Annotated in this window: 38 protein-coding genes; 9 read left to right on the top strand and 29 right to left on the bottom strand. The window is 55.2% G+C overall.

Annotation, left to right across the window (positions count from 1 at the left end; all coding sequences use genetic code 11):
* The 11 genes from fliP to fliF form a co-directional block, all read right to left on the bottom strand.
* Positions 1-738, bottom strand: a complete 738-nt coding sequence (fliP, locus tag HX884_RS13935; protein ID WP_178328367.1) for a flagellar type III secretion system pore protein FliP — start codon at positions 736-738, stop codon at positions 1-3.
* On the bottom strand, positions 738-1,112 hold the full coding sequence (fliO, locus tag HX884_RS13930; protein ID WP_013097737.1) for a flagellar biosynthetic protein FliO: 375 nt from the start codon (positions 1,110-1,112) through the stop codon (positions 738-740). Before fliO ends, fliP begins: the two co-directional genes overlap by 1 nt.
* A 2-nt stretch (positions 1,113-1,114) precedes the next feature.
* On the bottom strand, positions 1,115-1,528 hold the full coding sequence (gene fliN / locus HX884_RS13925) for a flagellar motor switch protein FliN (RefSeq protein WP_008500318.1): 414 nt from the start codon (positions 1,526-1,528) through the stop codon (positions 1,115-1,117).
* Positions 1,525-2,529 (bottom strand): flagellar motor switch protein FliM, encoded by a 1,005-nt coding sequence (gene fliM / locus HX884_RS13920; RefSeq protein WP_013097736.1) that lies wholly within the window; start codon positions 2,527-2,529, stop codon positions 1,525-1,527. Before fliM ends, fliN begins: the two co-directional genes overlap by 4 nt.
* Before the next feature lie 4 nt (positions 2,530-2,533).
* On the bottom strand, positions 2,534-3,004 hold the full coding sequence (gene fliL, locus HX884_RS13915; RefSeq protein WP_014832480.1) for a flagellar basal body-associated protein FliL: 471 nt from the start codon (positions 3,002-3,004) through the stop codon (positions 2,534-2,536).
* A 106-nt stretch (positions 3,005-3,110) separates the two neighbouring features.
* A complete protein-coding gene (gene fliK, locus HX884_RS13910) occupies positions 3,111-4,346 on the bottom strand; it encodes a flagellar hook length control protein FliK (protein WP_178328366.1) in 1,236 nt (411 codons plus the stop codon).
* A complete protein-coding gene (fliJ, locus tag HX884_RS13905; protein ID WP_013097733.1) occupies positions 4,343-4,786 on the bottom strand; it encodes a flagellar export protein FliJ in 444 nt (147 codons plus the stop codon). Before fliJ ends, fliK begins: the two co-directional genes overlap by 4 nt.
* 21 nt (positions 4,787-4,807) lie before the next feature.
* Complete coding sequence (gene fliI / locus HX884_RS13900; protein WP_013097732.1) at positions 4,808-6,178, bottom strand: flagellar protein export ATPase FliI; 1,371 nt, start codon at positions 6,176-6,178, stop codon at positions 4,808-4,810.
* A complete protein-coding gene (gene fliH, locus HX884_RS13895) occupies positions 6,178-6,888 on the bottom strand; it encodes a flagellar assembly protein FliH (RefSeq protein WP_013097731.1) in 711 nt (236 codons plus the stop codon). The genes fliI and fliH overlap by 1 nt, the downstream gene beginning before the upstream one ends.
* Complete coding sequence (gene fliG / locus HX884_RS13890; RefSeq protein ID WP_008500327.1) at positions 6,881-7,879, bottom strand: flagellar motor switch protein FliG; 999 nt, start codon at positions 7,877-7,879, stop codon at positions 6,881-6,883. The genes fliH and fliG overlap by 8 nt, the downstream gene beginning before the upstream one ends.
* Positions 7,872-9,551 carry a flagellar basal-body MS-ring/collar protein FliF gene (gene fliF / locus HX884_RS13885; RefSeq protein WP_023619799.1) on the bottom strand — a complete coding sequence of 560 codons (1,680 nt, stop codon included), beginning with the start codon at positions 9,549-9,551 and terminating at the stop codon, positions 7,872-7,874. Before fliF ends, fliG begins: the two co-directional genes overlap by 8 nt.
* Before the next feature lie 228 nt (positions 9,552-9,779).
* Here fliF and fliE point away from each other — a divergent pair, with 228 nt between their 5' ends.
* A complete protein-coding gene (gene fliE, locus HX884_RS13880) occupies positions 9,780-10,094 on the top strand; it encodes a flagellar hook-basal body complex protein FliE (RefSeq protein WP_013097729.1) in 315 nt (104 codons plus the stop codon).
* 26 nt (positions 10,095-10,120) lie between these two features.
* On the opposite strand, the gene HX884_RS13875 is transcribed toward fliE, so the two are convergent.
* From HX884_RS13875 to HX884_RS13790, 18 genes are all read right to left on the bottom strand, one after another.
* Positions 10,121-11,416, bottom strand: a complete 1,296-nt coding sequence (locus HX884_RS13875) for a site-specific integrase (RefSeq protein ID WP_178328365.1) — start codon at positions 11,414-11,416, stop codon at positions 10,121-10,123.
* Positions 11,417-11,461: 45 nt separating this feature from the next.
* A complete protein-coding gene (locus HX884_RS13870) occupies positions 11,462-11,707 on the bottom strand; it encodes an excisionase family protein (RefSeq protein ID WP_178328364.1) in 246 nt (81 codons plus the stop codon).
* Between the two features lie 68 nt (positions 11,708-11,775).
* On the bottom strand, positions 11,776-12,309 hold the full coding sequence (locus HX884_RS13865) for a hypothetical protein (RefSeq protein WP_178328363.1): 534 nt from the start codon (positions 12,307-12,309) through the stop codon (positions 11,776-11,778).
* Between the two features lie 43 nt (positions 12,310-12,352).
* Positions 12,353-12,568 (bottom strand): TraR/DksA family transcriptional regulator, encoded by a 216-nt coding sequence (locus HX884_RS13860; RefSeq protein ID WP_178328362.1) that lies wholly within the window; start codon positions 12,566-12,568, stop codon positions 12,353-12,355.
* Between the two features lie 91 nt (positions 12,569-12,659).
* Positions 12,660-13,175 carry a hypothetical protein gene (locus HX884_RS13855; RefSeq protein WP_178328361.1) on the bottom strand — a complete coding sequence of 172 codons (516 nt, stop codon included), beginning with the start codon at positions 13,173-13,175 and terminating at the stop codon, positions 12,660-12,662.
* Entirely contained in the window at positions 13,172-13,390 is a 219-nt protein-coding gene (locus HX884_RS13850; RefSeq protein ID WP_032621601.1) for a hypothetical protein, read from the bottom strand. The genes HX884_RS13855 and HX884_RS13850 overlap by 4 nt, the downstream gene beginning before the upstream one ends.
* The gene (locus tag HX884_RS13845) at positions 13,387-14,046 is read right to left on the bottom strand and encodes an MT-A70 family methyltransferase (protein WP_178328360.1); all 660 of its coding nucleotides are present in this window, start codon (positions 14,044-14,046) and stop codon (positions 13,387-13,389) included. Before HX884_RS13845 ends, HX884_RS13850 begins: the two co-directional genes overlap by 4 nt.
* Positions 14,043-14,507, bottom strand: a complete 465-nt coding sequence (locus HX884_RS27245) for a hypothetical protein (protein ID WP_249166348.1) — start codon at positions 14,505-14,507, stop codon at positions 14,043-14,045. The genes HX884_RS13845 and HX884_RS27245 overlap by 4 nt, the downstream gene beginning before the upstream one ends.
* A gap of 2 nt (positions 14,508-14,509) precedes the next feature.
* The gene (locus HX884_RS13835; RefSeq protein WP_103786720.1) at positions 14,510-15,190 is read right to left on the bottom strand and encodes a lambda exonuclease family protein; all 681 of its coding nucleotides are present in this window, start codon (positions 15,188-15,190) and stop codon (positions 14,510-14,512) included.
* Positions 15,187-16,104 (bottom strand): recombinase RecT, encoded by a 918-nt coding sequence (locus HX884_RS13830; protein WP_000059964.1) that lies wholly within the window; start codon positions 16,102-16,104, stop codon positions 15,187-15,189. Before HX884_RS13830 ends, HX884_RS13835 begins: the two co-directional genes overlap by 4 nt.
* A gap of 9 nt (positions 16,105-16,113) precedes the next feature.
* A complete protein-coding gene (gene gamL / locus HX884_RS13825) occupies positions 16,114-16,395 on the bottom strand; it encodes a host nuclease inhibitor GamL (protein WP_063928212.1) in 282 nt (93 codons plus the stop codon).
* Positions 16,396-16,402: 7 nt separating this feature from the next.
* Positions 16,403-17,371: a hypothetical protein gene (locus tag HX884_RS13820; protein WP_063928211.1), complete on the bottom strand. Its 969-nt coding sequence runs from the start codon at positions 17,369-17,371 to the stop codon at positions 16,403-16,405.
* Between the two features lie 69 nt (positions 17,372-17,440).
* Positions 17,441-17,650 carry a cell division protein FtsZ gene (locus HX884_RS13815; protein WP_000607101.1) on the bottom strand — a complete coding sequence of 70 codons (210 nt, stop codon included), beginning with the start codon at positions 17,648-17,650 and terminating at the stop codon, positions 17,441-17,443.
* Entirely contained in the window at positions 17,647-17,805 is a 159-nt protein-coding gene (locus HX884_RS13810) for a hypothetical protein (RefSeq protein ID WP_178328359.1), read from the bottom strand. The genes HX884_RS13815 and HX884_RS13810 overlap by 4 nt, the downstream gene beginning before the upstream one ends.
* Positions 17,802-18,050 (bottom strand): hypothetical protein, encoded by a 249-nt coding sequence (locus tag HX884_RS13805; RefSeq protein WP_178328358.1) that lies wholly within the window; start codon positions 18,048-18,050, stop codon positions 17,802-17,804. The genes HX884_RS13810 and HX884_RS13805 overlap by 4 nt, the downstream gene beginning before the upstream one ends.
* A 158-nt stretch (positions 18,051-18,208) precedes the next feature.
* Positions 18,209-18,415, bottom strand: coding sequence for a hypothetical protein (locus tag HX884_RS13800; RefSeq protein WP_045911081.1), 207 nt, complete (start codon positions 18,413-18,415; stop codon positions 18,209-18,211).
* On the bottom strand, positions 18,412-19,050 hold the full coding sequence (locus tag HX884_RS13795; protein ID WP_178328357.1) for a BRO family protein: 639 nt from the start codon (positions 19,048-19,050) through the stop codon (positions 18,412-18,414). The genes HX884_RS13800 and HX884_RS13795 overlap by 4 nt, the downstream gene beginning before the upstream one ends.
* Positions 19,051-19,341: 291 nt before the next feature.
* Positions 19,342-20,094, bottom strand: coding sequence for a LexA family transcriptional regulator (locus HX884_RS13790; RefSeq protein ID WP_178328356.1), 753 nt, complete (start codon positions 20,092-20,094; stop codon positions 19,342-19,344).
* A gap of 41 nt (positions 20,095-20,135) precedes the next feature.
* On the opposite strand from HX884_RS13790, the gene HX884_RS13785 reads away from it, so the two are divergent.
* The 8 genes from HX884_RS13785 to HX884_RS13750 all read left to right on the top strand — a co-directional run bounded on the left by HX884_RS13785 (position 20,136) and on the right by HX884_RS13750 (position 23,892).
* On the top strand, positions 20,136-20,369 hold the full coding sequence (locus HX884_RS13785; protein WP_063445334.1) for a hypothetical protein: 234 nt from the start codon (positions 20,136-20,138) through the stop codon (positions 20,367-20,369).
* A gap of 27 nt (positions 20,370-20,396) precedes the next feature.
* Positions 20,397-20,618 carry a CII family transcriptional regulator gene (locus HX884_RS13780; RefSeq protein WP_045889109.1) on the top strand — a complete coding sequence of 74 codons (222 nt, stop codon included), beginning with the start codon at positions 20,397-20,399 and terminating at the stop codon, positions 20,616-20,618.
* A gap of 80 nt (positions 20,619-20,698) precedes the next feature.
* Positions 20,699-20,845: a hypothetical protein gene (locus HX884_RS13775; RefSeq protein WP_015571544.1), complete on the top strand. Its 147-nt coding sequence runs from the start codon at positions 20,699-20,701 to the stop codon at positions 20,843-20,845.
* Positions 20,838-21,737 carry a hypothetical protein gene (locus HX884_RS13770; RefSeq protein WP_045618179.1) on the top strand — a complete coding sequence of 300 codons (900 nt, stop codon included), beginning with the start codon at positions 20,838-20,840 and terminating at the stop codon, positions 21,735-21,737. The genes HX884_RS13775 and HX884_RS13770 overlap by 8 nt, the downstream gene beginning before the upstream one ends.
* A complete protein-coding gene (locus HX884_RS13765) occupies positions 21,727-23,160 on the top strand; it encodes a DnaB-like helicase C-terminal domain-containing protein (RefSeq protein ID WP_178328355.1) in 1,434 nt (477 codons plus the stop codon). Before HX884_RS13770 ends, HX884_RS13765 begins: the two co-directional genes overlap by 11 nt.
* Positions 23,160-23,459 (top strand): protein ren, encoded by a 300-nt coding sequence (locus HX884_RS13760; protein WP_178328354.1) that lies wholly within the window; start codon positions 23,160-23,162, stop codon positions 23,457-23,459. Before HX884_RS13765 ends, HX884_RS13760 begins: the two co-directional genes overlap by 1 nt.
* A complete protein-coding gene (locus HX884_RS13755) occupies positions 23,456-23,686 on the top strand; it encodes a hypothetical protein (protein ID WP_178328353.1) in 231 nt (76 codons plus the stop codon). Before HX884_RS13760 ends, HX884_RS13755 begins: the two co-directional genes overlap by 4 nt.
* Positions 23,683-23,892, top strand: a complete 210-nt coding sequence (locus tag HX884_RS13750; RefSeq protein WP_178328352.1) for a hypothetical protein — start codon at positions 23,683-23,685, stop codon at positions 23,890-23,892. Before HX884_RS13755 ends, HX884_RS13750 begins: the two co-directional genes overlap by 4 nt.
* The last annotated feature ends 30 nt before the right edge of the window (positions 23,893-23,922 follow it).

Here is a 23,922-nt window from a genome sequence, read left to right as displayed (position 1 = left end):
TCAACTGTAGAAACTCTGCGCCAGCGAACTGACCAGCAGCTGCCAGCCGTCGACCAGCACAAAGAGCATGATCTTAAAGGGCAGGGCAATGGTGGCTGGCGGTACCATCATCATACCGAGCGCCATCAGTACGCTGGCGATCACCAGGTCGATAATCAGGAACGGAATAAAGATGGTAAAGCCAATCTGGAAGGCGGTTTTCAGCTCGCTGGTGACGTACGCAGGCAGCAGTATGCGCATCGGCACGGCTTCCGGGCCCTGCAGCTCCCCGGTGTTGGAAAGGCGGGCAAAGAGGGCCAGATCCGCTTCGCGCGTCTGGCGCAGCATGAATTCACGGAGCGGCTGCGCGCCTTTCTCCAGCGCCTCCTGCATGGAGATTTTATCTTCACTGAACGGCTGCCAGGCGTCGGTATAAATCTTATCGATAACCGGCGACATAATAAAAAAGGTTAAAAACAGGGCCAGGCCCAGCAGCACCTGGTTCGGCGGCGCGGAAGGGGTACCCAGCGCGTTTCGCAGCAGGCCAAAGACAATGATGATGCGGGTAAAGCTGGTCATCATCAGCAGGATCGCCGGAATAAAGGTCAGCGAGGTGATGAACACCAGCGTCTGAACCGGGAGCGACCAGCTTTGTCCGCCGCCCGCCAGAGGGGTTGAAACCAGACCGGGCAGTTGCGCATAAACCGCAGGAGCAAACAGGCCAACGCCCGCGAGCGTCAGGGATAACACACGGCGCATCAGGATCTCCCGGAACGCTTAAGCAAACTCTTCATGACGGACTGGAAATCCGCAGGGGCTTCTGCACGCTCATCACTGATAGCAGGGGCGGGCGGCAGTTTATGTAAAACGTTGACGTTTGACGCGGTGACGCCCAGCACCAGCCGAGCGTCCTCAACGTCTACGATGACCACGCGCTCGCGTGGCCCCAGTGTTGTACTGGCGCTGACCTTCAGACCGCGCGTCCCGGCGGTTTTGCCCGCCAGGCCAAAACGCTTCGCCAGCCAGGCGGCGATAAGAATAAAGGCAATAATACCGAGCAACGCACCGCTCACCTGGAGCAGCGGTGAGCCGGGAACGGCGGAAGGTTGTGATACTGTTGCCTGGGTTTTCATTCTTAACGGCTCAGACGACGCATGCGCTCAGACGGGGTAATGATGTCGGTGATACGCACGCCGTATTTATCGGCCACGACCACCACTTCACCCTGAGCAATCAGATACCCGTTGATCAGGATATCCAGCGGCTCACCGGCCAGACCGTCGAGGGCCACGACGGAACCCTGCGTCAGACGCAGCAGCTCTTTAATGGTCATGCGGGTGCGGCCCAGCTCAACGGTTAGCTTAACCGGGATATCCATAATCAGGTCGATGTCCTGCAGTGTACCGCTGACATCACCGCCGCCTAACTGCTGGAAGACGGCATCCGCTGCACTTTTGGCCGGGGTCGCTTTTTGCTCGTTTAACGCGTCAGCCCACAGATCGTCCAGTGCTCCGCTGTTTTCATCGGACGGATTGTTCATGTCACTCATTTGGGCTGTTCCTCATTCAGCGAATTCAAAATCGGGTTGATCAAGTGCTCAACGCGTAACGCATACTGGCCGTTAATTGTGCCGTACTGGCTTGTCAGCACGGGGACACCATCCACATGGGCAATAATGCGGTCGGGTTTTTCTATCGGCAAAACGTCACCGGGTTGTAATTTCAGGATCTGGGATAACCGCAGCGGAATATCGGCAAAGCTCGCCACCAGCTCAAGCTGTGAATGCTGGACCTGGCGCACCAGGTTTTCACGCCAGTTCTGATCTTCATGACGTGAGTTCTCCAGCGGCGGGTTGACCAGCAGCTCGCGCAGCGGTTCGATCATGCTGAACGGCAGGCAGATGTTGAACTCGCCGGTCAGGTTACCGATCTCCACGTGGAATGGCGTGTTGACGACGATGTCGTTCGGAGAGGTGGTGATGTTGGTAAATTTCACCTGCATCTCAGAACGCACATACTCCACTTCCAGCGGGTTAATGGCCTTCCACGCGTCGCTGTATGACTCCAGCGCCAGCTTCAGCATGCGGTTAATGACGCGCTGTTCGGTGTGGGTGAATTCACGACCTTCTACTTTGGTCGGGAAGCGCCCGTCGCCGCCGAACAGGTTATCCACCGCAATGAACACCAGGCTTGGGGAAAACACCACCAGACCTGTGCCGCGCAGCGGTTTCAGATGGATCAGGTTAAGGTTGGTTGGCACCGGCAGGTTGCGGGCAAACTCATGATACGGCTGAATGCGGATCGCACCGACCGTGATATCCGGGCTACGACGCAGCAGGTTAAACAGCCCCATACGGAACTGACGTGCAAAACGTTCGTTAATGATCTCCAGCGCCTGCAGACGTTCACGTACCACGCGACGCTGGGTATTCGGGTCATAGGGACGAATATCGCTATCGCCGCCAATGCCCGGTTGCGGATCATCACTCTTATCGCTGTCGCCGTTGAGCAGCGCATCGATTTCTGCCTGAGAAAGAATACTGTCGCCCATGTCGTTACCGCAGAATAAAGGCTGTATACAGAACGTCAGTGACTTCCTGCTTAGGTTGGCCGTTCACCAGCGGGGTCGCCAGCGTTTGCTTAATAGCGTCGACCAGTTTTTGCTTGCCTTCATCGGTGGCAAGCGTTGAAGCGTCCTGACGAGAGAACAGCAGCAGCAGACGGCTGCGCACTTCCGGAAGGTAATCGTTCAGTCGGGAACGGGTGGCTTCATCTTTCAGGCGCAGCGTGATGCCGACATACAGCACACGATCCGCATCACCGAGGTTGACGGTGAAGGTATCCAGCGGGAAGAACACCGGTGCCGGCGGAGGTGGCAGTTCGGCTTTGGCCGCAGCAGTAGAAGGTTTCTGCTGCATGCGCCAGTAACTATAGCCCGCGGTAGCGCAGGCGGCGAGCGTGATTAACACCAGCAGCGGGATCCAGATGGAACGCTTACTTTTTTTGGTGATCGCGGAGTCAGTCATCTGATACGAGCTTCCTGTTTCGGTACAGCTTAATATGGTGATTATCCCGTGTCCGGCTGACGTCAAAGCGTGGAAAAGACGGGGATAATCACGCTACCTCTGGCGTTTAGGCGAAGATGTCTACGGCGCGGTTGCCGCTCGCAGCGGATTGCAGGGCTGCCGGGGTCGGCAGCAACTCATCGCTCTCTTCAGTAAATCCGCCATGTTGGCCGGAACGCGACGCCTGCTGTTGCTGCTGGGACGAAGACTGCTGCTGCCCGGCAAAGCTCTCGCTGCTGACGCTACTCTGCGTAAGCTGAATGCCGTTTTCCGCCAGTGACGTACGCAGTACCGGCAGGGCGGCTTCCAGTGCGGCACGCACGTGGCCGTGTGCAGAGACCATCTGCAGCTGCGCCTGGTCATTATCCAGCTTCAGCGAAATGTGCACCTGGCCCAGATCTTCCGGGTTCAGGCGCAACTCTGCGGTTTGCTGTCCTTGCTTCGCAAACAGCGTGATGTGCTGGCTCAGGTTCTGTTGCCATTCGTGGGTACCGAGCGGCTGACTCAACACCGGTGCGGTGGCAACGGTTGCGGCAGGCTGCGCGGTGGCGTGGCTGGAGACAATCGGCGCCAGGGTGGCGGTTGGTGTTGAAGACGAAGACGCGCTGGCAAGATCCTGTTTCTCGGCCGCGACGGCGAGCGCTGGCGTCGCCGGTGCGTTGGCCGGCAGGGACGGATCAACGTTTTGCGCCTGCCCGGCGAAAGACGGCTGCGCGTTATCCTTACCCGTCAGGGCGCTGCCCAGTGCGTGTGCAGACGTGCCGTTTTGCGTAAGCGTCGTGGCGGCCAGGGCTGACGTTGCTTTGAGCCCCTCACTGCCCGCGCCTTTCGCCGTGACCGGCGTGGAGGTCTGCTGGTGCGGCAGCATGGCCATCAGCGCGCTTAAGCCCGCCAGCTCTTCTTCGCTCAGTTCGGTTTTGCTGTTATCGGCACTATTCGCCGTGGTCAACGTCTTCAGGGCATCGCCCTTAGCGGCAGGCATCAGCCCGGAGACCAGCGTTTGCAGCGGCGTCGTCTGCGCCGTTTCATCGCCAGCCTGCGTGGATTGACGCGCGAGCAGATCGGCAATTTTCGCCTGCAGGGTGGACTCTTCCCCGGCGTCCTTCGCGACCTTTGACAGCTTGCTGCCAGCCGCCTTCAGGTCGGCCAGCGTCAGCGGCGCATCTTTGCCCTGACCGCTGGCGTCCGTTAACGCGCCCGCCAGCAGAGAAAGAAAGTCTTGCGCACCGTCGGTGCCTTTCCCCGTTTGCATGCCGCCTGACAGGTCGCTGTCGGTCATCAGCAGTTGTTGCAGTGTGATCATTCCGGTTTCCTCATTGATGCGCGCTGGGCAAACTCATCCATTTTTTTCTGATCCTGGCGGTTTTCCGCCAGCGTCGCCGCGGCAATCTGCCGGTCCTGTAAGGTCTGCCAGGCCTGCAGTCGCTGCTTCTTCTCGCGCCAGAAATTCAGCGCGGTGTCGACTTTTTGGGTCCATTGCTGAAGCTGCTGGCGATGCTGTTCTATCGCCTTCTCCAGCGTCTGAATAAACTGCTGATAGTTAATCCAGCGCTGGCTTCCAATGCCCTGTGTCATATCGGTATTGAGGTTGGTGCGATACTCATGCTGATAGTCGATTAACATCTTCAACTGCTCTTCAGCCTGCTGGCACCCGCGTCGCATTGCGCCAAGCTGCAATGCGGCATCATCAACTTCTTTTTCAGCCAGATCTTTCAGCGTTGATAACGCGCTGTTTTGCGCCATGACCGTCGCCCTCCACCTGTGTTACACCTGCGGGAAAATCAGCTCCAGAGCCTGAATCGAATCTTCCCAGTCGGCACGTTCAAATATGCCTTGTTGCAAAAATGCCTCCAGCTGCGGCCACAGGCTAATCGCTTTGTCGAGCATGGGATCGCTACCTTTGGCATACGCCCCCACGCTCACCAGGTCGCGGTTGCGCTGGAAGCTGGAGAGCAGTTGTTTGAAGTTACGCACGCGGGCGTAGTGCTTCTCGGTAATCAGCGCCGTCATTGCGCGGCTGATGGATGCTTCAATATCAATGGCCGGATAGTGTCCGGCTTCGGCCAGGCGACGCGATAACACAATATGACCGTCGAGGATCGCACGCGCAGAGTCGGCAATCGGGTCCTGCTGGTCGTCGCCTTCGGTCAGCACCGTATAAAACGCGGTAATGGAGCCACCGCCGCTAATGCCGTTCCCTGCGCGTTCAACCAGTGCCGGGAGTTTGGCAAAGACCGACGGCGGATAGCCTTTGGTGGCCGGTGGCTCACCGATGGCCAGCGCGATTTCACGCTGCGCCATCGCGTAACGGGTCAGAGAGTCCATGATCAGCAGCACGTGCTGGCCGCGGTCACGGAAATCTTCGGCGATGCGGGTGGCATATGCGGCACCCTGCATACGCAGCAACGGGGAGACATCCGCCGGGGCGGCGATGACCACCGAACGGGCGCGGCCTTCCGCGCCCAGAATGTTTTCAATGAAGTCTTTAACTTCGCGGCCACGTTCACCGATCAGCCCCACGACGATCACATCGGCCTGGGTGTAACGAGCCATCATGCCGAGCAGGACCGATTTACCCACCCCTGAACCGGCGAACAGACCCATACGCTGGCCGCGACCGACGGTCAGCAGGGCGTTGATCGGGCGCACACCGGTATCAAGAACATGTTCGATCGGGGTACGCTGCAGGGGGTTAAACGGTTGGGTGATCAGCGCGCCGGTTTCGGTGGTGTCCGGGGCGGGAAGGCCGTCGAGCGGTTTACCGCTGCCGTCCAGCACGCGGCCCAGCAGGGCAGGGCCGAGCGGGAGTTGCTTACCACTTTGCAGACCATCGCCGATGATGTTTTTCGCATAGACGCGCGCGCCGGGCAGAATGCCTTCCACCTCTTCAAGCGGCATCAGGAAAAGACGCTGGCCGTTAAAGCCCACCACTTCGCTTTCCACTTCTCGCGTTTCCTGCCCATCCTGACGCTCGATCACGCAGGTGGCCCCCAGAGGCAACTGCAGGCCGGTGGCTTCCAGCACCAGACCGGTGGCGCGGGTCAGGCGGCCATAACGACGAACAGATGGCAGTTGCGCCATCTTCGTTTCAAAGTTATCGAGCGTGTTGAGCCAGCGAGTGAGGCGTGCGGTCATCAGACGACTCCCGGTGCCGCCAGGCGGCACAGTTCCTGCCAGCGGGTGGCGACGCTGGCATCCAGATCGCCTTCATCGGCGGAGACTTTGCATCCGCCGTGATGTAACGACGGGTCACCGCGCAGACGCCAGCCGTGCAGGCTCAGCGTGGCACCGAGACTCTCTTCCACGCGCTGGAGATCGTCCGGATGAACGCGCAGCTGCGGTTTCCCGCTGAACAACGGCTCTTGCTGCAGCAGGCCCTGAATTTGTTTGATCAGCGCTGAATTATCGACCGCCGGGGTCTGGCCAATTACCTGACGGGCCGCTTCCAGCGCCATCTGCATCAACCGGGAAGCAATCACGCTGTCCAGCGCATCCAGGGTGTGCTGGAACTCGCTGACCAGCTGCTGCATACGGGCATGGAGAGGCGCCTGCTGCTGGCGCGCCTGCTCAATACCCTGTTCTAACCCTTTCGCCAGACCTTCCTGATAACCCTGGTCATGGCCTTTCTGTCGGCCTTCATTCAGACCTGCATTAAAACCCTGCTCATGCGCCTGCATTTGTAACTGCGCCAGCATCTGCGTGCGCTGTTCTTCTTCGCTCAGTTCAGGCGCCTCGACGTCGGTGTCGCCCTCCTCGGGCGACGCTACTACAGCCGGGGTGAATTCAGAGAGGGCAGGGGCCAGATCGTCAGGCGTCCAGCGCTTCCACGGCAGCTCATTAGACATAGGTGTCGTCTCCGCTGCCAATTACCATCTCGCCGGTTTCTGCCAGACGACGAACGATGAGCAGGATCGCTTTCTGTTCGTTTTCCACCTGAGACAGACGCACCGGGCCACGGTTGGCAAGGTCGTCGCGCAGGATATCTGCCGCACGCTGGGACATGTTGCGCAGGAACTTCTCGCGCAGCGGCTGTTCGGCACCTTTGAGGGCGATGAGCAGCGACTCGGAGTCCACTTCCTGGAGCAGGCGCTGGATGCTGCGGTCGTCCACTTCGACCAGGTTTTCGAACAGGAACATCTCGTCGATAATTTTCTGCGCCAGCTCGCCGTCGAATTCGCGAACCGCCGTAATAACGGCTTCTTCCTGCTGCGTTTTCATCAGGTTGATGATTTCCGCCGCCGTTCTCACGCCGCCCATTTTGCTGCGCTTGAGGTTCTGGCCGTCGAGCAGGTTGTTCAGCACTTCGGTCAGCTCCGCCAGCGCGGCTGGCTGGACACCGCCGAAGGTGGCGATACGCAGCATCACATCGTGACGCAGGCGCTCTTCGAACAGCGCCAGAATATCGGCCGCCTGACCACGTTTGAGGTGAACCAGGATGGTGGCGATAATCTGCGGGTGCTCGTCGCGAATAAGGTCGGCGGCACTCTGCGGCTCCATAAAGTTGAGCGTTTCGATCCCGCTGGCGGTATCGCGCGTTTCGAGAATGTCCTCCAGCAGGCTGGCGGCACGCTCTTCGCCCAGCGCCTTGACCAGCACGGAGCGCAGATAGTCGTTGGCGTTGACGTTGAGCGCTGCAAACTGTTCGGCTTCCTGCTCAAACTCCGACAACACTTCGGTCAGCTGTTTGTTGGAGATCTGACGCACGTTGGCCATGGCCGCACTCAGAATTTGTACTTCTCGCTGGGAGAGGTGTTTAAACACCTCAGCCGCACGATCTTCGCCAATGGTCATCAGCAGGATGACGCTTTTATCGGTGCCCGTAAGCGTATTACTCATGTTCGTTACCCATCCACTGGCGGATGACCAGCGCCACGACGCGCGGATCGTTATCTGACATTTCGCGAATGCGCTGGCTCATGACCTCAGCACCCATGCGCTGGTTAGCACGACGCTGCTGCATCTGTTCGTCTTTGCTGAGGCGGACTTCCACCGCTTCTTCCACTTCCTGACGCGCGTTCATCTGTTCGCGAGCCGCTTTCTCGGCTTCTGCACGACGCTGCAACTGAGGACGAACGCCCTTACGCCACAGCAGCCAGGCGACAATCAGCACCAGCAACCAACGGCCCGCAGACATCAGCTGATCGATAAACGCCTGCTGTTGCCAGAACGGCAGCTCACCGCCGGTCTCATCTACCGGGTTAAACGGTGAATTAACCACGTTGAGGCTATCGCCACGCTTCTCGGAGTAACCCATCGCTTCACGGGTCAGGTCTTCGATCTGCTTCATCTGCTCTGCCGTCAGCGGCAGCGGTTTGCCATTCGGCAGCGTTTTGTAGTTCACCACGACGGCCACCGACAGACGCTGGATATCACCCACGTTCAGTTTCGTGTGGCGGATAGTCCGATCCACTTCGTAGTTGGTGGTTTCGTTACGGCTGCTGGTACGTGGACCGGCATTGCTGGCCGTCGAGGTTGTGGTCTGCTGATTTTGCTGACCGTTCTGCTGATTAGCCGGCGGCGTGGAAATAGGGGCCGCATTAGCCGGGGCAGGCTGGTTAGAGAGTGCGCCCGGCACGCCGCCTGGGTATGCACCGCCAACCTGTTCGTTTTCGTTAACCTGGCGAGAGCGCATCACTGCCTGAGCCGGATCGCCGTTCGGGCGGTACTGCTCTTCGGTCTGTTCTTTATTAGAGAAGTCGATCTGCGCGGTAACCTGGGCATGGACGTTGCTGTTACCCACAACCGGGCCGAGGATCGCTTCGATGCGGCGCTGGAGGCGCGCTTCCACATCGGCGGCATATTTCAGCTGCGCGTCATTCAGATCGCGCCCGGCGGTATTGCTTTGGGTCAGCAGGTGACCACTCTGGTCAACCAGCGTGACGTTACCCGGCGGTAAACCGGCGACGGCGCTGGAAACTAAATGTGTAACCGCGCTGATTTGCCCTTCATCCAGCGCCCGGCCGGGTTCAAGGTTGACAGTAACGGAAGCCGACGGGGATTTCTGTTCGCGGACAAACAGGGACGGTTTAGGCATGGCAAGGTGCACGCGGGCGCTCTTCACCGGGCCTAATGTTTCAATCGTGCGGGCCAGCTCACCTTCCAGCGCACGCTGGTAGTTCACCTGCTCGCTGAACTGGCTGATACCGAACTTTTCCTGATCCAGCAATTCAAAACCCACCGCGCCGCCCTTCGGCAGGCCCTGCTGCGCCAGGCGCAGACGGAGTTCATGGACTTTATCTGCCGGTACCTCAAGCGCACCCCCGTTATCGGCGAAGCGATAAGGGATGTTCATTTGAGTCAGTTGGGTGACGATGGCGCCGCCATCCTGATCGGAAAGGTTGCTGTAAAGCGTGCGGTAATCAGGACTTTTCGCCCACAACACCATCGCTACAAGGATCGCAATTGCGGCAGCGCCTGCCACGATCAACGGGATTTTAGGATTCGCGCGAAGGCGGTTCATCCACTCGAGTGATTTATTCTGCGGCGCTGTCGATGCTGCTGCACTCATTGCGCACCTCTTAAATCCTGGTGGTTTACGTTATTCGTGTAGAGAAACAAAACTGACTCCCGGGTCGGCAAACACGACAAAAGTTCCATATTGATGGCCCAGCCATTATTTGATGATTCGTGATTTTCTATGGGCCAAATAACCTGGTTTTTTATCGCTATTTACCGCCATTATCTTATTGACAAGCTGTTAGTCTTGACCGCGTAAAAAAACATCCAGGGGAGAGTCATGGCTATACAGGGTATTGAAGGGGTTATCAGTCAGCTGCAGGCAACCGCGATGACGGCCCGTAATCAGAATGTGGCAGAACAGCAGCCGACCATCAGCTTTGCCGGGCAACTGCATGCTGCGCTCGACCGTATCAGCGATACCCAGACCGCCGCGCGTACCCAGGCCGAGAAGTTCACCCTCGGTGAACCTGGCGTGGCGCTGAATGATGTGATGACCGATTTACAAAAAGCCTCGGTCTCTCTGCAGATGGGGATCCAGGTGCGTAATAAGCTGGTGTCTGCGTATCAGGAAGTGATGGGCATGCAGGTTTAGGTTTCCTAACCTAATGATATTTATAATTAATAATCATCCGATCCCACAGCGTGTGGCATGGATGGGGCAAACTCACTTAATTTCTGGTTGAGGATGAGTACCTGGTCCTGGTTATTTTCAGCCATCCAGGATCCGTACACCCGGTAAACCATTTGCGCGTCGGTGTGGCCCATTTGCTTCGCGATGAAGTTCGGGTTAGCACCGGCAGCCAACGACCAGCATGCATACGTGTGTCGGGACTGGTATGCTCTGCGATAGCGAATCCCGGCGCGTCGCATTGCCGCTTCCCACGACTGGTTAATCGACCCCACTGCGTAATGATGCCCGGCACGGCCATTACGTGATGCGATCTGCGGGTTGAACACGAACGTGCATGGATGCACATCGGTACGGCCATACTCGCGCAGTTTCACTTCAACCTGATACTGCTTACCCAGGCGTGTTAATTCGGCCTGGCTCTTCAGCACATCGATAGCTGGCTGAATAAGGTTGATGATGCGGTCCGTCCCGGCCTCCGTCTTCGGGAGGGTGAACTCCTTCGTTAACGTGTGGTTCCGGCGGATCATCATTGTGCCCGCTTTCAGGTCGATATCTTCCCAGGCCAGCGAAACGAGTTCGCCGTGGCGCACACCGGTGTAGACGGCAAGAGACCACATGTTTTTCAGTTGCTGGTGGGCGCAGGCGTTAATCAACCTGACAAACTCATCGCGCGTCAGCGGGTCAGGCTCGCATCGTGATCGCTTAAGCATGGCGATCCCAGTGAACGGGTTCACCCGGACATACCCGCTGTCAGCGGCAAATTTGAACATCCCGCCCATGATCTTCATGTAGTTGTTGACCGTTCTTACAGAGCGGCCTTTAACCGGCGTTTTCTGTCCTGCCTTCAGGGTGTGATAACCGGTCAGCAATTCCTTTCTGATAAACAGCAGGTCTTCTTGCGTCACCGCAGATACCAGCCTGTCCCCACCTATCCTGGGCACCATGTTGCGCACTATAGATGTATAGCGTGACATCGCGTTGGTGCTGATCTCCATACGCTTCAGTTCAAGCCACTTGTTCGCCAGCTCCACCACGGTGATTTCCTTGCTCTCCACCCCAAACCTTTTCAGGTTAGGCGAGTCTGGGAACTGCGCGGCATAGTTGAAGTTGCCGGTCTTAATCGAAAAGCACACCGACGCGCGCAGCTCGCCAGCGACCTTTCTGTTTTTTGGTGTATCCGGCACGCCGAGGCTTTCACGCACCCGGCTGCCTTTATAGATGAACCATATGCGGAGCGTACCGCCGTGGTTCTCCACGCCTGTTGGGTATGCTGACTTAGCCATTGTTCCCTCCTGACGTCCAAGAGCCCGCTAAGCATAAACGGATCCTCATTGGCGCGCACCTGGCTGTTTCTTTTTCAGACTCTCAACCCACTGGTCAACAGCCTTTCGGTTGTACATGCATTCGCTGTTTTTCTTCGGCACGCCGTCCGGGGAAACATGCAGATATTCCCGCCCGACCATCCAGCATTTTTTACGGGCCCGCTCAATAGTGCCCGGGCGAAGGCCGGTAATCTCGACGAGCTTTTCTTCGGTTACCCAGTCGTTGGGCACGATTAAGGTCATTTCGCTCATGGGTGTCTCCAGGCAAAAAGAAACCCGCTCGATGGCGGGTTGAATATTAAGAGATTTTGATTAAGTGCTTAGTTAATTTTTAATTCGCGCTTGGCTTCTGCGACTAAATTGCTAAGCAACTTTTCCGAGAGAGTGAGATCCTTTTCTGACGCTTCATAACTTTCTATAGCATCCTCATGCCAATCATCCATCATTTTCTTTCTCGCATTAACATAAGCATCGAGCAAGCTTTTAACTTTGCTTGTTAATGTGAAGTCAGCTAACTGCGCTATCCTTTCAAGCTCTTGAAGATCAAGCCAATACTCAGTTCGTAACTTATCTTCAATGTCTTTCGGATGTGGTTTGAACCGAGACTCACCAGGTTCCATTTGCGCATATTCGCAACGGAGGAAGTAGTCATTGCTCATCTTAATCCGATACGCAATATTGATGATTTCTGTGAACGCTTCCAATCGTTTTTCCCACCACTTCTCTTTGTAAAATTTATTCAAAGCAAACTTGGTAGAGAAATATGCTGCTAGCGCAGCTACAAGTAATGGAACAACAAATTTTGATAGAACATCCGTTAAATCCAGCGTTGTTTGCACAGGCATGGCGGTCATTTCATATCCTTAAATCATTAAAACTGTACTCATCATAGCTTGATCATCGAATATGTTTAAGCGCATGTTCTTTTCTTTCCTGGCACTCCGCGCACGTCTGGCAGCCGGGCACGGCAGCGCGCCGCGGCTCGGGAATTGGCTCGTCGCATTCTTCACAACGCTCAGCTGATACGGCGTTGCGGTCGATGCGGTGAGCGGAAAGGGCAGCGTTACGCTGAAGCTCTTCAATCTCTGCTGCGGTATCGATGATGTCGGCCATGGTCAATACTCCCGGAACTGTCGGTTAATTCGATCGAAAGTGAACGCCAGCAATAAAAAGGGAGCCTTAAGCTCCTTGGTGATGAGTGCCTTCATGCGACACTACTTTCGCTTGCGTCAAGGTCATCAAAAAGGCTCCAGTAACAAGACCAATCAGGCTGTTTGTAATCTTCGATTTCTTCATCCCACTCGCCAAGAAATGGGTTTTCACATACCGAAGTGAGCCATAAACCAATAGCCGGGCACTCAGGTGAGCTTTCAAAAATTTCAGCAATGCGGGGCCAGTGGTTTACATATCTATCATCAGCCGGGAAGTCAGTTAGGTATTTGCGGATGCAATCTGCTGCCAGCGCGTAATGCTCCCGCTTCACATACATGCGGTCGTATGTCATAGCGAGAACAGCGCGATGGTGATATGGAATATCAAGGCGGTTAGCCAAAGGCCAAAGACTATCTATTTTCATCGTGTACTGATGGGCCGGAAGACCAAGATATTTCATCGCCATGTCGTTCCAGATGACAGGGCCACTTCCCCAGCCATTGCGGAGCTCTTCATCTTCTTCAGACTTTTCGCCCGGCCAAACTTTTATAACTGTTGAATAACTCACGATTCCACTCCGAAGCGGCGATTAAGCCGACCTGTGTATACGACGAATTCCAGGAGGCTAACTCCCAGAGCTTCAATTTTCTTGTGATGCTTGTTGATGATGGGAGGCACCGTTTCGTTCCAGTTAGGCTTTGGCTTCTTGCGCATGGCCTGCTGGATTTCCTCGGTGCAGCGGCGGCAGGCGGCGCGGATGGCGTTTTCATTTGCTGGCGTCATGCGGCCTCCGTCTTCACAACGTCGATGGCGCAGCCTGGTAGCAATTCAACTGCGGCGGTGGCGCACTGATTTCCCCAGTGATGCCAGCCTGGCGCTTCGCTGCGGCTAAAAAGCTCAATGCGCGGAACATCTCCGTAAAGCAGTTCCAGCCGGTGGCGCACTTCCCACGGCTTTTCGCTATGCGCGCCGAGCGGGCTGTAGACCACCTGCTTAATCCCGGCGCGCTTTCTTTCCAGACCGGCACCGCGGGTGGCAATCAACAGGTCTTCTGTATTGGCCCGGGTGTGATTGCCGCCGTTCATGCGCGTCTCGGCGTTAAGCAGATCGAGGAAGTCGTAAAAGTCGGTGACTTCACCCTCGGCCAGCGCCTTGTTGATGCGCAACTCGGCGTTCTGATTCAGCTTCACCCAGGTAAAGCCCTTCATCGTGCGAACGGTAAAGCCCCAGGCCTCGGCCAGTTCGATAGCCTCCTGGTTATGTGTGCCGGTGTACCACATCGCCAGCACGGCGTTTTCGGCGGCAAGCTCCCACACCGGCAGGCGCTTAATGTCGATTAGCTTCATGGTTGAGTAGTGATCGGCGGCAGCGCCGTTGCTGATGGTGTTGCCGTAAGACCAGGGCGGATCAGCGTAGATAAGAGAGTATTTTCCGGTCATGCATCCTCCCGCTCCGGATCGTTAACATCCCAGCCATTACGCTCAATATTGGTTTGCAGCCGCTTATCTCCTACCTCTTCAATGCAGCGGCCGGTAATCTCTGCGACTTCAGCGTTTGAGTGTCGCCACAGCAGCGCAAGCTCTTCGGTAGTCCATTCAGGCATGAATTTACCTCCTGGCGATCGGGCAAGTGAGTTGCGCTTGCTGCGCACGGAGTGGATAGATCGGCCGGTTGCCGCGGCGATTTCCTCGGGAGAGAACCGGCCAAGCAGAAACAACTCTGCTTTGGTCCACTTCCTGAGGTTGGTGTTGGCTGGGAATTTCACATCGAGGCGAGCAGCCTGTGTGTAAACGGCGCGCTCACTTCTCTCCAGTTTTTCGGCAATCAATGAGACGGGCATCTGTCCGGCAACTTCATGCAGGAACAGGTTTTCCCATGGTTGCCAGTGATTTGCTCCCATTGTTACCTCCACTGTTCGCCAAACGTGAAGCCGATCTCCGCCAGCGCCTCGTCCATCTTCTCGATGAACTCCGGCACCATTTCGTTGAAATCGGACATGTACTGAGGATCCCGCTCAACGACGACGTGGTGAATGCCTTCGCGTTTCATGCGCGGGTCGTAGTTTGCAAAGAACCATGCGTCTTTTCCGGTCACCCACATGCTGTACTGCACCTGGGCCATGTACGCAGACTTGATGGCTTCGAAACCGCCAAGGCGGAATTTCATGAAGTCGCGGGAGGTGAAAGGGCATTTAAGCTCAAGGCCGAACCCGTTACTGCACAGGCCGTCAGGGGAGCAGGCGGTGCGCATGCTCTCGTCACGGAACAAGATCGGAGACTCCGTGACTTTCACGTCAGTGGTGAACTCGAAGAGGGTGCGGGCGTCTTCTTCGTACTGCTTGCCCCAGGCCAGCGCCTTGGCGTTAACCTCTGGCGCTACACCGGTGCATACCTCGGCGAGCAAGGTGTGGAAGTAGGACATTTTCATGTCTGTCCATTTGCTGCCAGATCGAGGCTTGGAAATGACGTTGTGAGCGTCAGAGGCAGTAATAACTCCGAGCCTTAATTTGGCCCATGCTTCATCACCTTGCTCTACGGTGGACACATCTATGCCGGTCCGGGCCAGGATAATTTCTGGTGTCATGCTGCCGCCTTCTTCTTGAGGAAGCCTAAGGCCTTAACTGCCTCGGCTTGGGTAAGCTCGGATGAATCGCGAATATCACGACGGAAAATTTGCGAACAGACTGGGAGCAGGTTTTCTTCCCATGTCTTATCCATTGCGATAAGGACGTCGTTAATCTCCTTGATAATTTCGTCCCCTGCTGGGGTTACATCGCGTTCTGGCTGGCGTTCTGCTGAGAAGTTGATACCTTCCTCACCCTCGGTATTAACATGGTCGATGGCGGCATCCAGGCGCTCACGTCGAGGCCAGTATTTTGCTGCCTGCTTCACGACCGTCTTTAGGATCATCTGCTCTTCATCGGTGACCCATGGACACTTCTTGCTGTTGTCAGATTTGTACTTCTTCCATGCTTCAGACCGGTCACGGATGGAGTAGATGGCATCGATGCGCATCGTATGGGTAAGGTAATCACCATCGTCAGTTTTTACCGTTACATACGCCCCTACAATGTCCCCGCGCTGCTCTTCAGTATCAAAGTCGTTGTAGATGTGGATCGGCGGCTTATCGAGCCCTTCGCGCCGGAACTGGTCGTTTCTGCGAACAATTGCCGACTGACACCATTTAATGGCGCCAGACTGCTGCGCAATGTGCATCAGGCCCATGTAACTAATGTCGAGGCAAATAGCTCCTTTACGCGGTACCAAGTAAGCCAGCTTCTGAGCCGGGTTTAGCGAAATGCCGATGGCCGCAACGTTGATGATTGCGTTCTGCGTGCTGGTCTGGTTTTGGAATGCGACTTTCGCGAGGTAGTCGTTGTTCTGAAATAGCTGGATGGCGAACTGACTTTCCTTCGCCCACACCATCCGCTCGTCTGTGGCCGCCTTAATGAAAAGCGGCTCCTGTTGTTTGACGAAATCAACAAGGGTTAAGCTCATAGTCCCTCCTTAAAATGGGCAGATTGGATGAAGGCGATCCCACTCTTCTTCGGCGCGGTCGTAACAGATGCGTGTGACATAGTCGTTATAGGCTTCCTCTGCCTTTTCACCGACTAGTGCCATTTGCGCTTCTTTTGGGAGAAACAGGCTACTCATTTGCAGAGCATATTTCGGGAACATGGCGATCAGTTCTTTCGCCCGGTCGTCGATCCACTTCTCTTTTTCGTCGATGAGCTGCTGTTCAGCCCAGCGCCGATCTTCGATGCGGTCGTAAGTGAGGTATGCGTTCATGGTTGCCTCAATATTTGATGTGCGCGTCCTGCACTTTGCCGCCAGCGAGCGCCAGCATTGCTTTCTGCGCGAATTCTTCGGGGATGCCCTGAGCTATAAGGTCGGCGATGACGCGACGGTTGACGGTGCGGCGGTGCTCTTTGTCTGCGGCGCGGCGCGCTTCTTCTTCAGCTTTGCGCTGCTCTTCGGCCAGGCGGGCTTTTTCTTTCGCTTCAGCTTCACGCTTGATGCGATCCGCTTCTTCCTGCGCTTTCCGTTTTTCTTCTGCGATGGCGTCCTGCTTCTCACGTTCTGCACGGTCAGCGTCTTCTTTACGTTTACGCTCAGCGGCATCAGCGCGAGCTTTCTCTTCAGCTTCGCGACGCGCTGCAGCATCAAGTTCAGCTTTATGTCTCTCTTCGGCTTCGCGCTTGGCTTTGTCAGCGGCTTCCTGCTTGATTCGTTCTTCACGTTCACGTTGAGCCTGTTCCGCCAGGCGTCGCTGCTCTTCGCGGTCACGGTCAAAATCCTTATTCATCAGCAGGGCCATTTCGTGGTCCGCTTCGAACTTGGCAGCCAGCTCCTGATCGAACCTGATGTTCATCTCCAGCGCTTCGGCGTGCATCGCGTTCATGGCTTCTTCAGCCTTAATGCGTTCCTGCTCGGCTTCCCATTCTGTGAGCGGGCGCCGTACTTCATCCTTCAGCGCGTCCAGCCGCTCACGCACAATGCGGCGGCTTTCGTCGATCTGCTTCGGCAGGGCTTTAAGCTCGGCAACCAGATCCTTGCCGGCGTTGTCGATATAGGTTTTGGAGCGGGCAACCTTATGCGCCATGGATGCGATCGCGTCGCGGCCTTTGCGGGTCGACACATCCGGTACAAGGCTGCGAGCTTCTTTCTCGATCGCCTCAATAATAGGGTCGAGCTGCTCTTTGGTGGTGAATACCGCCATTGCGTTCTGTTTCTCAATGACGACTAAATCCGTTACTTCGCTCATGGTTTCTCCTGAAATTTGGATGTGCAGATCCCGCCCGCAGAAGCCAGGCCGATCGGTTGAATAGGGTGGTTAGTGCTGGATAGGGTTGCCGTGACCGTCCAGAAGGACGTCAATCACGCAGTCACTGAGGCGGATGATTTCTGCATCGGTGTGCAGGTAAACCCATTTGCGCTCCTGAATGACTGCTGAGACGCGATAGGTGCGGCCTTCATGCAATGCCATCATGCCGGGCGTGACGCACTGGCGAATGAGCGGGGTGGTGCCGTAGTGGTTGATCATACCTTCACCTCAACCTTTTTCAGGAGGCCAGCAACATGCATCTGCCAGCGGTTAAGCGTCAGCTTGTCGCGCGGTGCCGATACCGACGTAAGCTGCCACTCGTTATCGTTGAGCTTTTTGGCGGTGTACTGCTTGCCGTTGTGGGTGACTGTCATGATGCCTCCCGCTTTTCTTTGATGTCGGCGCGGAGGTGAATCTCTTTCCCATCAGCTGTCGGGAATATAAGGGTGTCATCACGAACCGCGAGAAGATGGGCCACTGCAAATAGCGCCTCGTCTGTGACATCAAATTTCTCACCAGTGAACTCACGAACGCCGGGCGCCAATTTGCTTGGCTTTGACCGACCCGCGAAAATTCGCTTCGTCAGGCCTGAAAAACCTACTGTGATAGGGTTGCTCATAAATCCTCTTGGCCTTATCGCGGCGAACGGAACGGTTAATACAAGACTTCAACGCATTTATTCAGTGTTTCAATGGGCGGTGGATGGCCGCCGGTTGTCATAACTAACCGCACTCATCGAGAACGGTGAGGTATGAAAAAAGCCGCTGGTTAGGCGGCTTATTTTTGTTTGGACTTGTGCTTTCCAGCCCACTGCTTAGCGATATAAAGGCAGTCGTCGAATATCCTCCCCTTACGGCTTGCCTGAGAGCAGCGACGGTAATGATCCACCGCCATGTCAGCTCCAGTCATCGCGGCGTTCTCGTCGTAACCCAGCCTTATCAGCTCGGAAGTGATATTTTTGTGAATGAACTCCTGCGGGCTCATACCGGTATCCCTTCTGAGAATTCACCAAGATCTGGGATGCTGAACTGCGTTAACTGAAGCGCGAGGAGAGTCGCTTCCTTAACGCGTTTTTTGTCTTTCTTGCGCTGGGCGAGCAACCCGCTGCCTTTTTGTCCGCGATGTTTGAAAGACAACTCGTCGAATGACGCGATCTGATCGTGAATCTGCTGGCCGGTAAGTTTGGCAAGTCCTGTGACATTCAACGGGGCAATCTGAATGCCAGATTCTTTTTCTACCAGGTCGAGCATCCAGATACGCAGGTCTTTGGCGACCTTGGTACGGGATACCATGCCGATAAGGTGCGCACCTCGGGGAGAGAAAATACGCATCTCAACTTCACGTAAGCTATTGTTTATCCCATCCTTCCTCACTTTGGTCACGGTAGTCATACTATCCGTGAACTCATCTTTGTGGCGGTTGTAGATGTTGGAAACCTTATTGGCGTTTGCATAACCAAGAAGGTCGGCCAGCGCTTCTGTCGTGAACCAGATTTTCCCGTCACCGTTATCAAATGGCACTACAGTGCGATCCTGAAACGTTAACTCGCTTCCCATATTCACCTCTCTTTGTTTACCGTCAGCTCCTCGCAAAGAGCTGCTGGTAAATCGTTTAGCCATAATTGCCGCTCTTCCTGAGCCCGCCTATGGTCCGACGCATGGTTTACTGTCGCGCCGTTCGACTGACCGAATCTCCACTTCGCTGCTGGCTAACTTCGCTCAGCTGTCGATGTTTCGTTTCGATGGGGTAAATTTAGCGTGATGCTAAATTATGCGCAATAGCAAAATGCTAAATTATTGGTGGGTTTTATTTAGCGCATTGATTAATAAGCGATTAAAAATTTACAGGGCAGGAATTTAGGGCGAAAAAAAGCCCGCGCGATGGCGGGCTTGAGCGGGATTTGCGTGAGGTTATGGGATGTTCAGTATCTTGGCATCAACCACAACGCCGATAATTTTGCAGTTGCCGTTAACCTCTATCATTGGATATGCGGGGTTAAGAGGCTTAAGGAAGCGTCTGCCGGCATCGATTACAAGCTTCTTAAAGGTCGCTTCGTTATCGCCTTCAAGCTTCGCGACGACCAGCTTCCCGTTGCGCGGTTCGACTTCAGGATCAATAAGTATCGCTGCCCCCTCTGGTATGCTCAGCCCGGCCGGGGAGGTCATAGAATCCCCTTTAACGTCAAGCCAGAATGAATCTTCTGAGCAGTCAACAGTCGTGTCATACCAGCGATCTATCGCTCTTCGGTGATAAGGTTCTACAGCTTCCATCCATTGCCCCGCGCTTACCCAGCTGATTACAGGATAACTTCCTTTTGTCTCGTTCAGTCCTCGAAATGCAACGTTCGAAGGTTCTTCACTGGTGTGTAAAACATCCATCCAACCAAAAGGCAGATCAAGCGCACTTTCAATTTTGCGAGCCATCTTATCGCCGATATTGCGATGAGGGTTTGGTCCCAGCAGCTGGCTAAGCGCAGCCGGACTTGTCTCGATGAGCTCGGCGAACTGCGCCTTTGTCATTCCAGACTCGTGCTGGCGCTTCTCATACAGCGCTTCCAGGTTGGCTTTTCTGATTTCTTTATTTTCCATCCCTGCATTGTTACTGCTTTTAGCAAAATGATAAATGTGCAAATTGCTAAATGTTGCTTGCGTAGTATTTAGCATAACGCTAAACTCCAAATCAAACGACTCAACCGGAGACACCAATGAGTACTGAACTGCATCGCTGGCGTAAGGGCGCCACTACAGACGAATGGGCGCAGCTCGCAAAACTGGCAAACACAACGCCAGGTTATCTGGACCAGATCGCTTACGGAAATCGTCGCGCATCACCAGAAATGGCATCGGCTATCGAAGATGCCACAAAAAAATTTCACCGCCAGGATCCGGTGCTCAAAGAGAGCCTGGTTTTTGCCTCGCCGCGAAATACCGCGGCATAACCAATTAAATCAGAGGAAGTATCGCAAATGGAAACCTTAACGACACGCAACAAAGCGGAGGCACGACGAATTGAGAGTTGGGTGCAGCGTCAAATCGCTGATCTGGGTACCGCCCGGATAGCCGAAGTAGCTGGCATCAACAAATCCACAGTCAGCCGGTGGCGGGAGAACCTGGTACCGAACATGTCGCTGCTGCTGGCCATCCTGATTTCGAACAGGGATGGAGCGAAGGGAGATTTTGAAGCATGAACGTAGAAAGGGGAAAAGCCGCGGTGCTGGAACACCAACGGCTTTCAGGTGCAAAAACGAGAGTAGTTGCAGGAGGAATAATGGCAAAAAATCCACGCTATTACCATACCGCTGTACATAAAAACATAACCCGCGACCGCTTCATCCGCTCGGTTAATCCGATTGTGGCGGAGAAGATGCGCGCCATCCTGGAAGAACTGAAACGTAAGGAGAGTGGCCGTGGGTAACGTATCCAATTTAGCCGAAGCCAGAGAGGCCAGAAGGCTCCAGAAACCGCGCACGAATGACGGTAAGGGGTTTGCCTTGCTGCACCGTAAAATTATGGATGTGCCGTTCTACAAGGACGCTGAGGCGGCTCATTTATGGGTTCACCTGCTCCTGCGCGCTAATCATGAACAGACACTGGTATCGACTGATGTCGGCGATGTGATCTGCGAGCGCGGAGAGTTCATTACCGGGCGAAACACGCTGGCAATGGAAACGGGTTTGACCGCTGATCGCGTTAAATCACTGCTCCGTAAATTCCAGAACCTGGGCATGATCACCACCAAATCGAACAACCGTTTTACTGTTCTAAAAGTGGTCAAATATGACGAATATCAGTCAAATTTTTGTCCAGCCGATGTCCAGCCGGTGTCCAGCGCAAACGCAGTTATATCAATGCCTGTGGAGGTGGAGTGTCCAGCCGATGTCCAGCCAGTGTCCACAGATAACAATATATTAAATAACTTACTACCTAACGGTAGTAAGTATGTCGCAAATGACCAGAAACCCGCTGAAGAGAAAAAGTCTCGTTTGTCATGCGATGAAGTGTGGCAATGCCTGAAAGACGAACTGCCTGAAGCCAGGGGATGGAGATGCCTCACTGATGAGCGACGCAATCTGATCCGCACATTCTGGGGTAAGGCTAACAAGATTGCCCGCAACCTGGACGGTAAGCCGATGGATATGGACGGTTTCAGAAGCTATCTGCGCTACATCGCTCAGAACTGTCGCTGGATGCTTGAAGACCGACCAGACCAGAAATCCGGGAAGACCTGGCGCCGCATGAAATTCGATAAGTTCCTGACCGAAAAGCTCTACATCGAAGTGCGCGAGGGGGATCGTGATGACCGCTGAATTCATGGCTGTACCACAAAACCTCGAAGCAGAGCAGAGCGTTATCGGTGGCCTGCTGCTGGATGATGACAACAGCGAGCGAGTCCAGAAGGTTCTGGCGATGCTCAAGCCTGAGTCGTTCTACAGCCGACCTCACCAGCTGATCTTTGCCGAGATGCGCCAGATGTTCCGCGACAACAAGCCAGTCGATGGCCTGACATTGTTCGACGCGCTTGAAGGCAAAGGGCTCGCGGAGCAGGTAGGTGGCTTTGCTTACCTGGCGGAGATCGCCAAGAACACTCCCAGCGCTGCAAACATCGTGGCTTACGCAGCATCAGTCCGGGAAGCCGCAATGGAGCGCTACGGTATCAACCGCCTGACCGAAGCTACTGAACTGCTGTATTCCCGCAACGGCATGAGCGCTACGCAGAAGTACGAGGCCATTCAGGGTATTTTCACCCAGCTCGCAGACCATTCAAAAACCGGCAGTCGCCGTGGTTTGCGTTCGTTCGGCGAGGTTATGGATGACTGGGTTGCGGATCTGGAGAAGCGATTTGACCCTTCAGGCGAACAGCGCGGCATGAGTACCGGCATCCCGTCACTCGACCGGCTGCTGGCGCCGAAAGGTCTGGTTAAAGGCTCTCTGTTCGTGATTGGCGCAAGGCCAAAGATGGGCAAGACAACCCTGTATGGGCATATGGCGATCAACTGCGCGGTTCGTGAGAAAAAGCCAGCGCTGATGTTCAGCCTCGAAATGCCTGGAGACCAGATCCTTGAAAAGCTGGTTGGTCAGAAGTCGGGCATTAACCCGAGCATTTTTTACATGCCCGCTACGGATGACGCCGATGACCAGTACCAGGGCGACTACGACGGCGACTTTAAGAAGGCGATCGCCACAGCCGGGCGACTGAGTGAAATCGACATGCTGTACATCGACGACACCCCGGGCCTGTCACTGGCGCACATTGTTAGCGAAAGCCGCCGAATCAAACGCGAGAAGGGCTGCGTAGGCATGATTTTGGTTGACTACCTGACGCTGATGACCGCCGAAAAGGCCGACCGTAATGACCTGGCGTACGGGATGATCACCAAAGGTCTGAAGAACCTCGCCAAAGAGCTTGGCTGCGTCGTCGTGCTGCTGACCCAGCTTAACCGCGAACTGGAGAAGCGAGTGAATAAACGCCCGTTACCGAGCGATTCCCGCGACACAGGACAGATTGAGCAGGACTGCGACTACTGGGTTGGCATCCACCGGGAAGGTGCTTTCGATGACAGCGTGCCGCCGGGCGAAACCGAGTTAATCCTGCGACTCAACCGCCACGGCAGTACCGGAACGGTTTATTGCCATCAGATCAACGGGGCAATTTACGACACAGACCAGCAGGCCGCCGCCGCAGAACGCCGCGGGCGCGAGCAGCAGCCGAAAAAGAAAGGGGGCTTCTGATGAAAGGCAAACAGGCAATTCTGCGTTATCTCGAAACGCACCGGACCTTCACCGCGAAGGATGTGGCTACAGAGTGCGGCATGACCATTAACTGCATCACGAAGAACGCTATCGATCTGGAGAGGTCCCGCAAGATTGTCCGGGTGAGCAAGGTCTGGCGAACGGTGACTTATCGCCTGGCGACTCCGGAAGAGCAGGCAGGCACCGCGCGCAGCTGCACCAACGGAATATTTCAGGAGTGCCGGAACAGTCCGGCGATGAAGCGAGTATTGATGGTTTGGGGGAGGGCAGGGGTATGAAACTGAAAATGTACACGCCGGACGGATCGGTGATTGTCGAAAGTAACCTTGTAACGCAGTTCTACCCTGATTTCGAAAGCGGCGGCGAGCTGACCACCATCGAAACGGTATCATCTATTGGTGAAAAATTAAGTGTGAAGGTTAAGCACTCGTTTTATCAGGTGACGAGCGCACTGGCTACAGCCTGGAGCGTTGACGAGAAGAAAGCAACAAGGGGCGCCCAATGAGCAACATCGACAAACTGAAAGCAGCCGCGGCGAAAGCGGTCGATAACTTCGACTCGAATATGTTTGTGGAAACTCGCGATGTTCTGGCACTGCTGGATGAGCTGGAAGCCAAAGACAAGCAGATTGCAGATTTGAAAGAGGCGTTCAGCATTGCATTGTCTGCTGCTGGCATCGATGTCCCCGCCGCAGCCGGTAAAGGAGAGTGATCATGGCTCTGACGAAAAAACAGCGCGCAG

The organism is Enterobacter sp. SECR19-1250 (genome assembly GCF_013391025.1).
Classification (GTDB): domain Bacteria; phylum Pseudomonadota; class Gammaproteobacteria; order Enterobacterales; family Enterobacteriaceae; genus Enterobacter; species Enterobacter cloacae.
This window is presented reverse-complemented; position numbering and strand designations above follow the sequence as displayed.

What these genes read in the sequence shown, in the direction of transcription:
- fliI (WP_013097732.1), bottom strand. Translation starts at nt 6,178, where the DNA reads ATGACCGCACGCCTCACTCGCTGGCTCAACACGCTCGATAACTTTGAA.
- fliE (WP_013097729.1), top strand. Translation starts at nt 9,780, where the DNA reads ATGGCTATACAGGGTATTGAAGGGGTTATCAGTCAGCTGCAGGCAACC.
- HX884_RS13830 (WP_000059964.1), bottom strand. Translation starts at nt 16,104, where the DNA reads ATGAGCTTAACCCTTGTTGATTTCGTCAAACAACAGGAGCCGCTTTTC.
- HX884_RS13800 (WP_045911081.1), bottom strand. Translation starts at nt 18,415, where the DNA reads ATGAGCCCGCAGGAGTTCATTCACAAAAATATCACTTCCGAGCTGATA.
- HX884_RS13780 (WP_045889109.1), top strand. Translation starts at nt 20,397, where the DNA reads ATGGAAACCTTAACGACACGCAACAAAGCGGAGGCACGACGAATTGAG.
- fliJ (WP_013097733.1), bottom strand. Translation starts at nt 4,786, where the DNA reads ATGGCGCAAAACAGCGCGTTATCAACGCTGAAAGATCTGGCTGAAAAA.
- fliF (WP_023619799.1), bottom strand. Translation starts at nt 9,551, where the DNA reads ATGAGTGCAGCAGCATCGACAGCGCCGCAGAATAAATCACTCGAGTGG.
- fliL (WP_014832480.1), bottom strand. Translation starts at nt 3,004, where the DNA reads ATGACTGACTCCGCGATCACCAAAAAAAGTAAGCGTTCCATCTGGATC.
- HX884_RS13870 (WP_178328364.1), bottom strand. Translation starts at nt 11,707, where the DNA reads ATGAGCGAAATGACCTTAATCGTGCCCAACGACTGGGTAACCGAAGAA.
- HX884_RS27245 (WP_249166348.1), bottom strand. Translation starts at nt 14,507, where the DNA reads ATGGGAGCAAATCACTGGCAACCATGGGAAAACCTGTTCCTGCATGAA.
- HX884_RS13760 (WP_178328354.1), top strand. Translation starts at nt 23,160, where the DNA reads ATGAAAGGCAAACAGGCAATTCTGCGTTATCTCGAAACGCACCGGACC.
- gamL (WP_063928212.1), bottom strand. Translation starts at nt 16,395, where the DNA reads ATGAACGCATACCTCACTTACGACCGCATCGAAGATCGGCGCTGGGCT.
- HX884_RS13785 (WP_063445334.1), top strand. Translation starts at nt 20,136, where the DNA reads ATGAGTACTGAACTGCATCGCTGGCGTAAGGGCGCCACTACAGACGAA.
- fliG (WP_008500327.1), bottom strand. Translation starts at nt 7,879, where the DNA reads ATGAGTAATACGCTTACGGGCACCGATAAAAGCGTCATCCTGCTGATG.
- HX884_RS13765 (WP_178328355.1), top strand. Translation starts at nt 21,727, where the DNA reads ATGACCGCTGAATTCATGGCTGTACCACAAAACCTCGAAGCAGAGCAG.
- fliH (WP_013097731.1), bottom strand. Translation starts at nt 6,888, where the DNA reads ATGTCTAATGAGCTGCCGTGGAAGCGCTGGACGCCTGACGATCTGGCC.
- HX884_RS13865 (WP_178328363.1), bottom strand. Translation starts at nt 12,309, where the DNA reads ATGACCGCCATGCCTGTGCAAACAACGCTGGATTTAACGGATGTTCTA.
- HX884_RS13775 (WP_015571544.1), top strand. Translation starts at nt 20,699, where the DNA reads ATGGCAAAAAATCCACGCTATTACCATACCGCTGTACATAAAAACATA.
- HX884_RS13805 (WP_178328358.1), bottom strand. Translation starts at nt 18,050, where the DNA reads ATGAGCAACCCTATCACAGTAGGTTTTTCAGGCCTGACGAAGCGAATT.
- fliO (WP_013097737.1), bottom strand. Translation starts at nt 1,112, where the DNA reads ATGAAAACCCAGGCAACAGTATCACAACCTTCCGCCGTTCCCGGCTCA.
- HX884_RS13795 (WP_178328357.1), bottom strand. Translation starts at nt 19,050, where the DNA reads ATGGCTAAACGATTTACCAGCAGCTCTTTGCGAGGAGCTGACGGTAAA.
- fliP (WP_178328367.1), bottom strand. Translation starts at nt 738, where the DNA reads ATGCGCCGTGTGTTATCCCTGACGCTCGCGGGCGTTGGCCTGTTTGCT.
- HX884_RS13845 (WP_178328360.1), bottom strand. Translation starts at nt 14,046, where the DNA reads ATGACCGGAAAATACTCTCTTATCTACGCTGATCCGCCCTGGTCTTAC.
- HX884_RS13860 (WP_178328362.1), bottom strand. Translation starts at nt 12,568, where the DNA reads ATGGCCGACATCATCGATACCGCAGCAGAGATTGAAGAGCTTCAGCGT.
- HX884_RS13850 (WP_032621601.1), bottom strand. Translation starts at nt 13,390, where the DNA reads ATGACGCCAGCAAATGAAAACGCCATCCGCGCCGCCTGCCGCCGCTGC.
- HX884_RS13815 (WP_000607101.1), bottom strand. Translation starts at nt 17,650, where the DNA reads ATGATCAACCACTACGGCACCACCCCGCTCATTCGCCAGTGCGTCACG.
- HX884_RS13835 (WP_103786720.1), bottom strand. Translation starts at nt 15,190, where the DNA reads ATGACACCAGAAATTATCCTGGCCCGGACCGGCATAGATGTGTCCACC.
- HX884_RS13750 (WP_178328352.1), top strand. Translation starts at nt 23,683, where the DNA reads ATGAGCAACATCGACAAACTGAAAGCAGCCGCGGCGAAAGCGGTCGAT.
- fliM (WP_013097736.1), bottom strand. Translation starts at nt 2,529, where the DNA reads ATGGGCGACAGTATTCTTTCTCAGGCAGAAATCGATGCGCTGCTCAAC.
- HX884_RS13810 (WP_178328359.1), bottom strand. Translation starts at nt 17,805, where the DNA reads ATGACAGTCACCCACAACGGCAAGCAGTACACCGCCAAAAAGCTCAAC.
- HX884_RS13820 (WP_063928211.1), bottom strand. Translation starts at nt 17,371, where the DNA reads ATGAGCGAAGTAACGGATTTAGTCGTCATTGAGAAACAGAACGCAATG.
- HX884_RS13790 (WP_178328356.1), bottom strand. Translation starts at nt 20,094, where the DNA reads ATGCTAAATACTACGCAAGCAACATTTAGCAATTTGCACATTTATCAT.
- fliN (WP_008500318.1), bottom strand. Translation starts at nt 1,528, where the DNA reads ATGAGTGACATGAACAATCCGTCCGATGAAAACAGCGGAGCACTGGAC.
- HX884_RS13755 (WP_178328353.1), top strand. Translation starts at nt 23,456, where the DNA reads ATGAAACTGAAAATGTACACGCCGGACGGATCGGTGATTGTCGAAAGT.
- HX884_RS13875 (WP_178328365.1), bottom strand. Translation starts at nt 11,416, where the DNA reads ATGGCTAAGTCAGCATACCCAACAGGCGTGGAGAACCACGGCGGTACG.
- fliK (WP_178328366.1), bottom strand. Translation starts at nt 4,346, where the DNA reads ATGATCACACTGCAACAACTGCTGATGACCGACAGCGACCTGTCAGGC.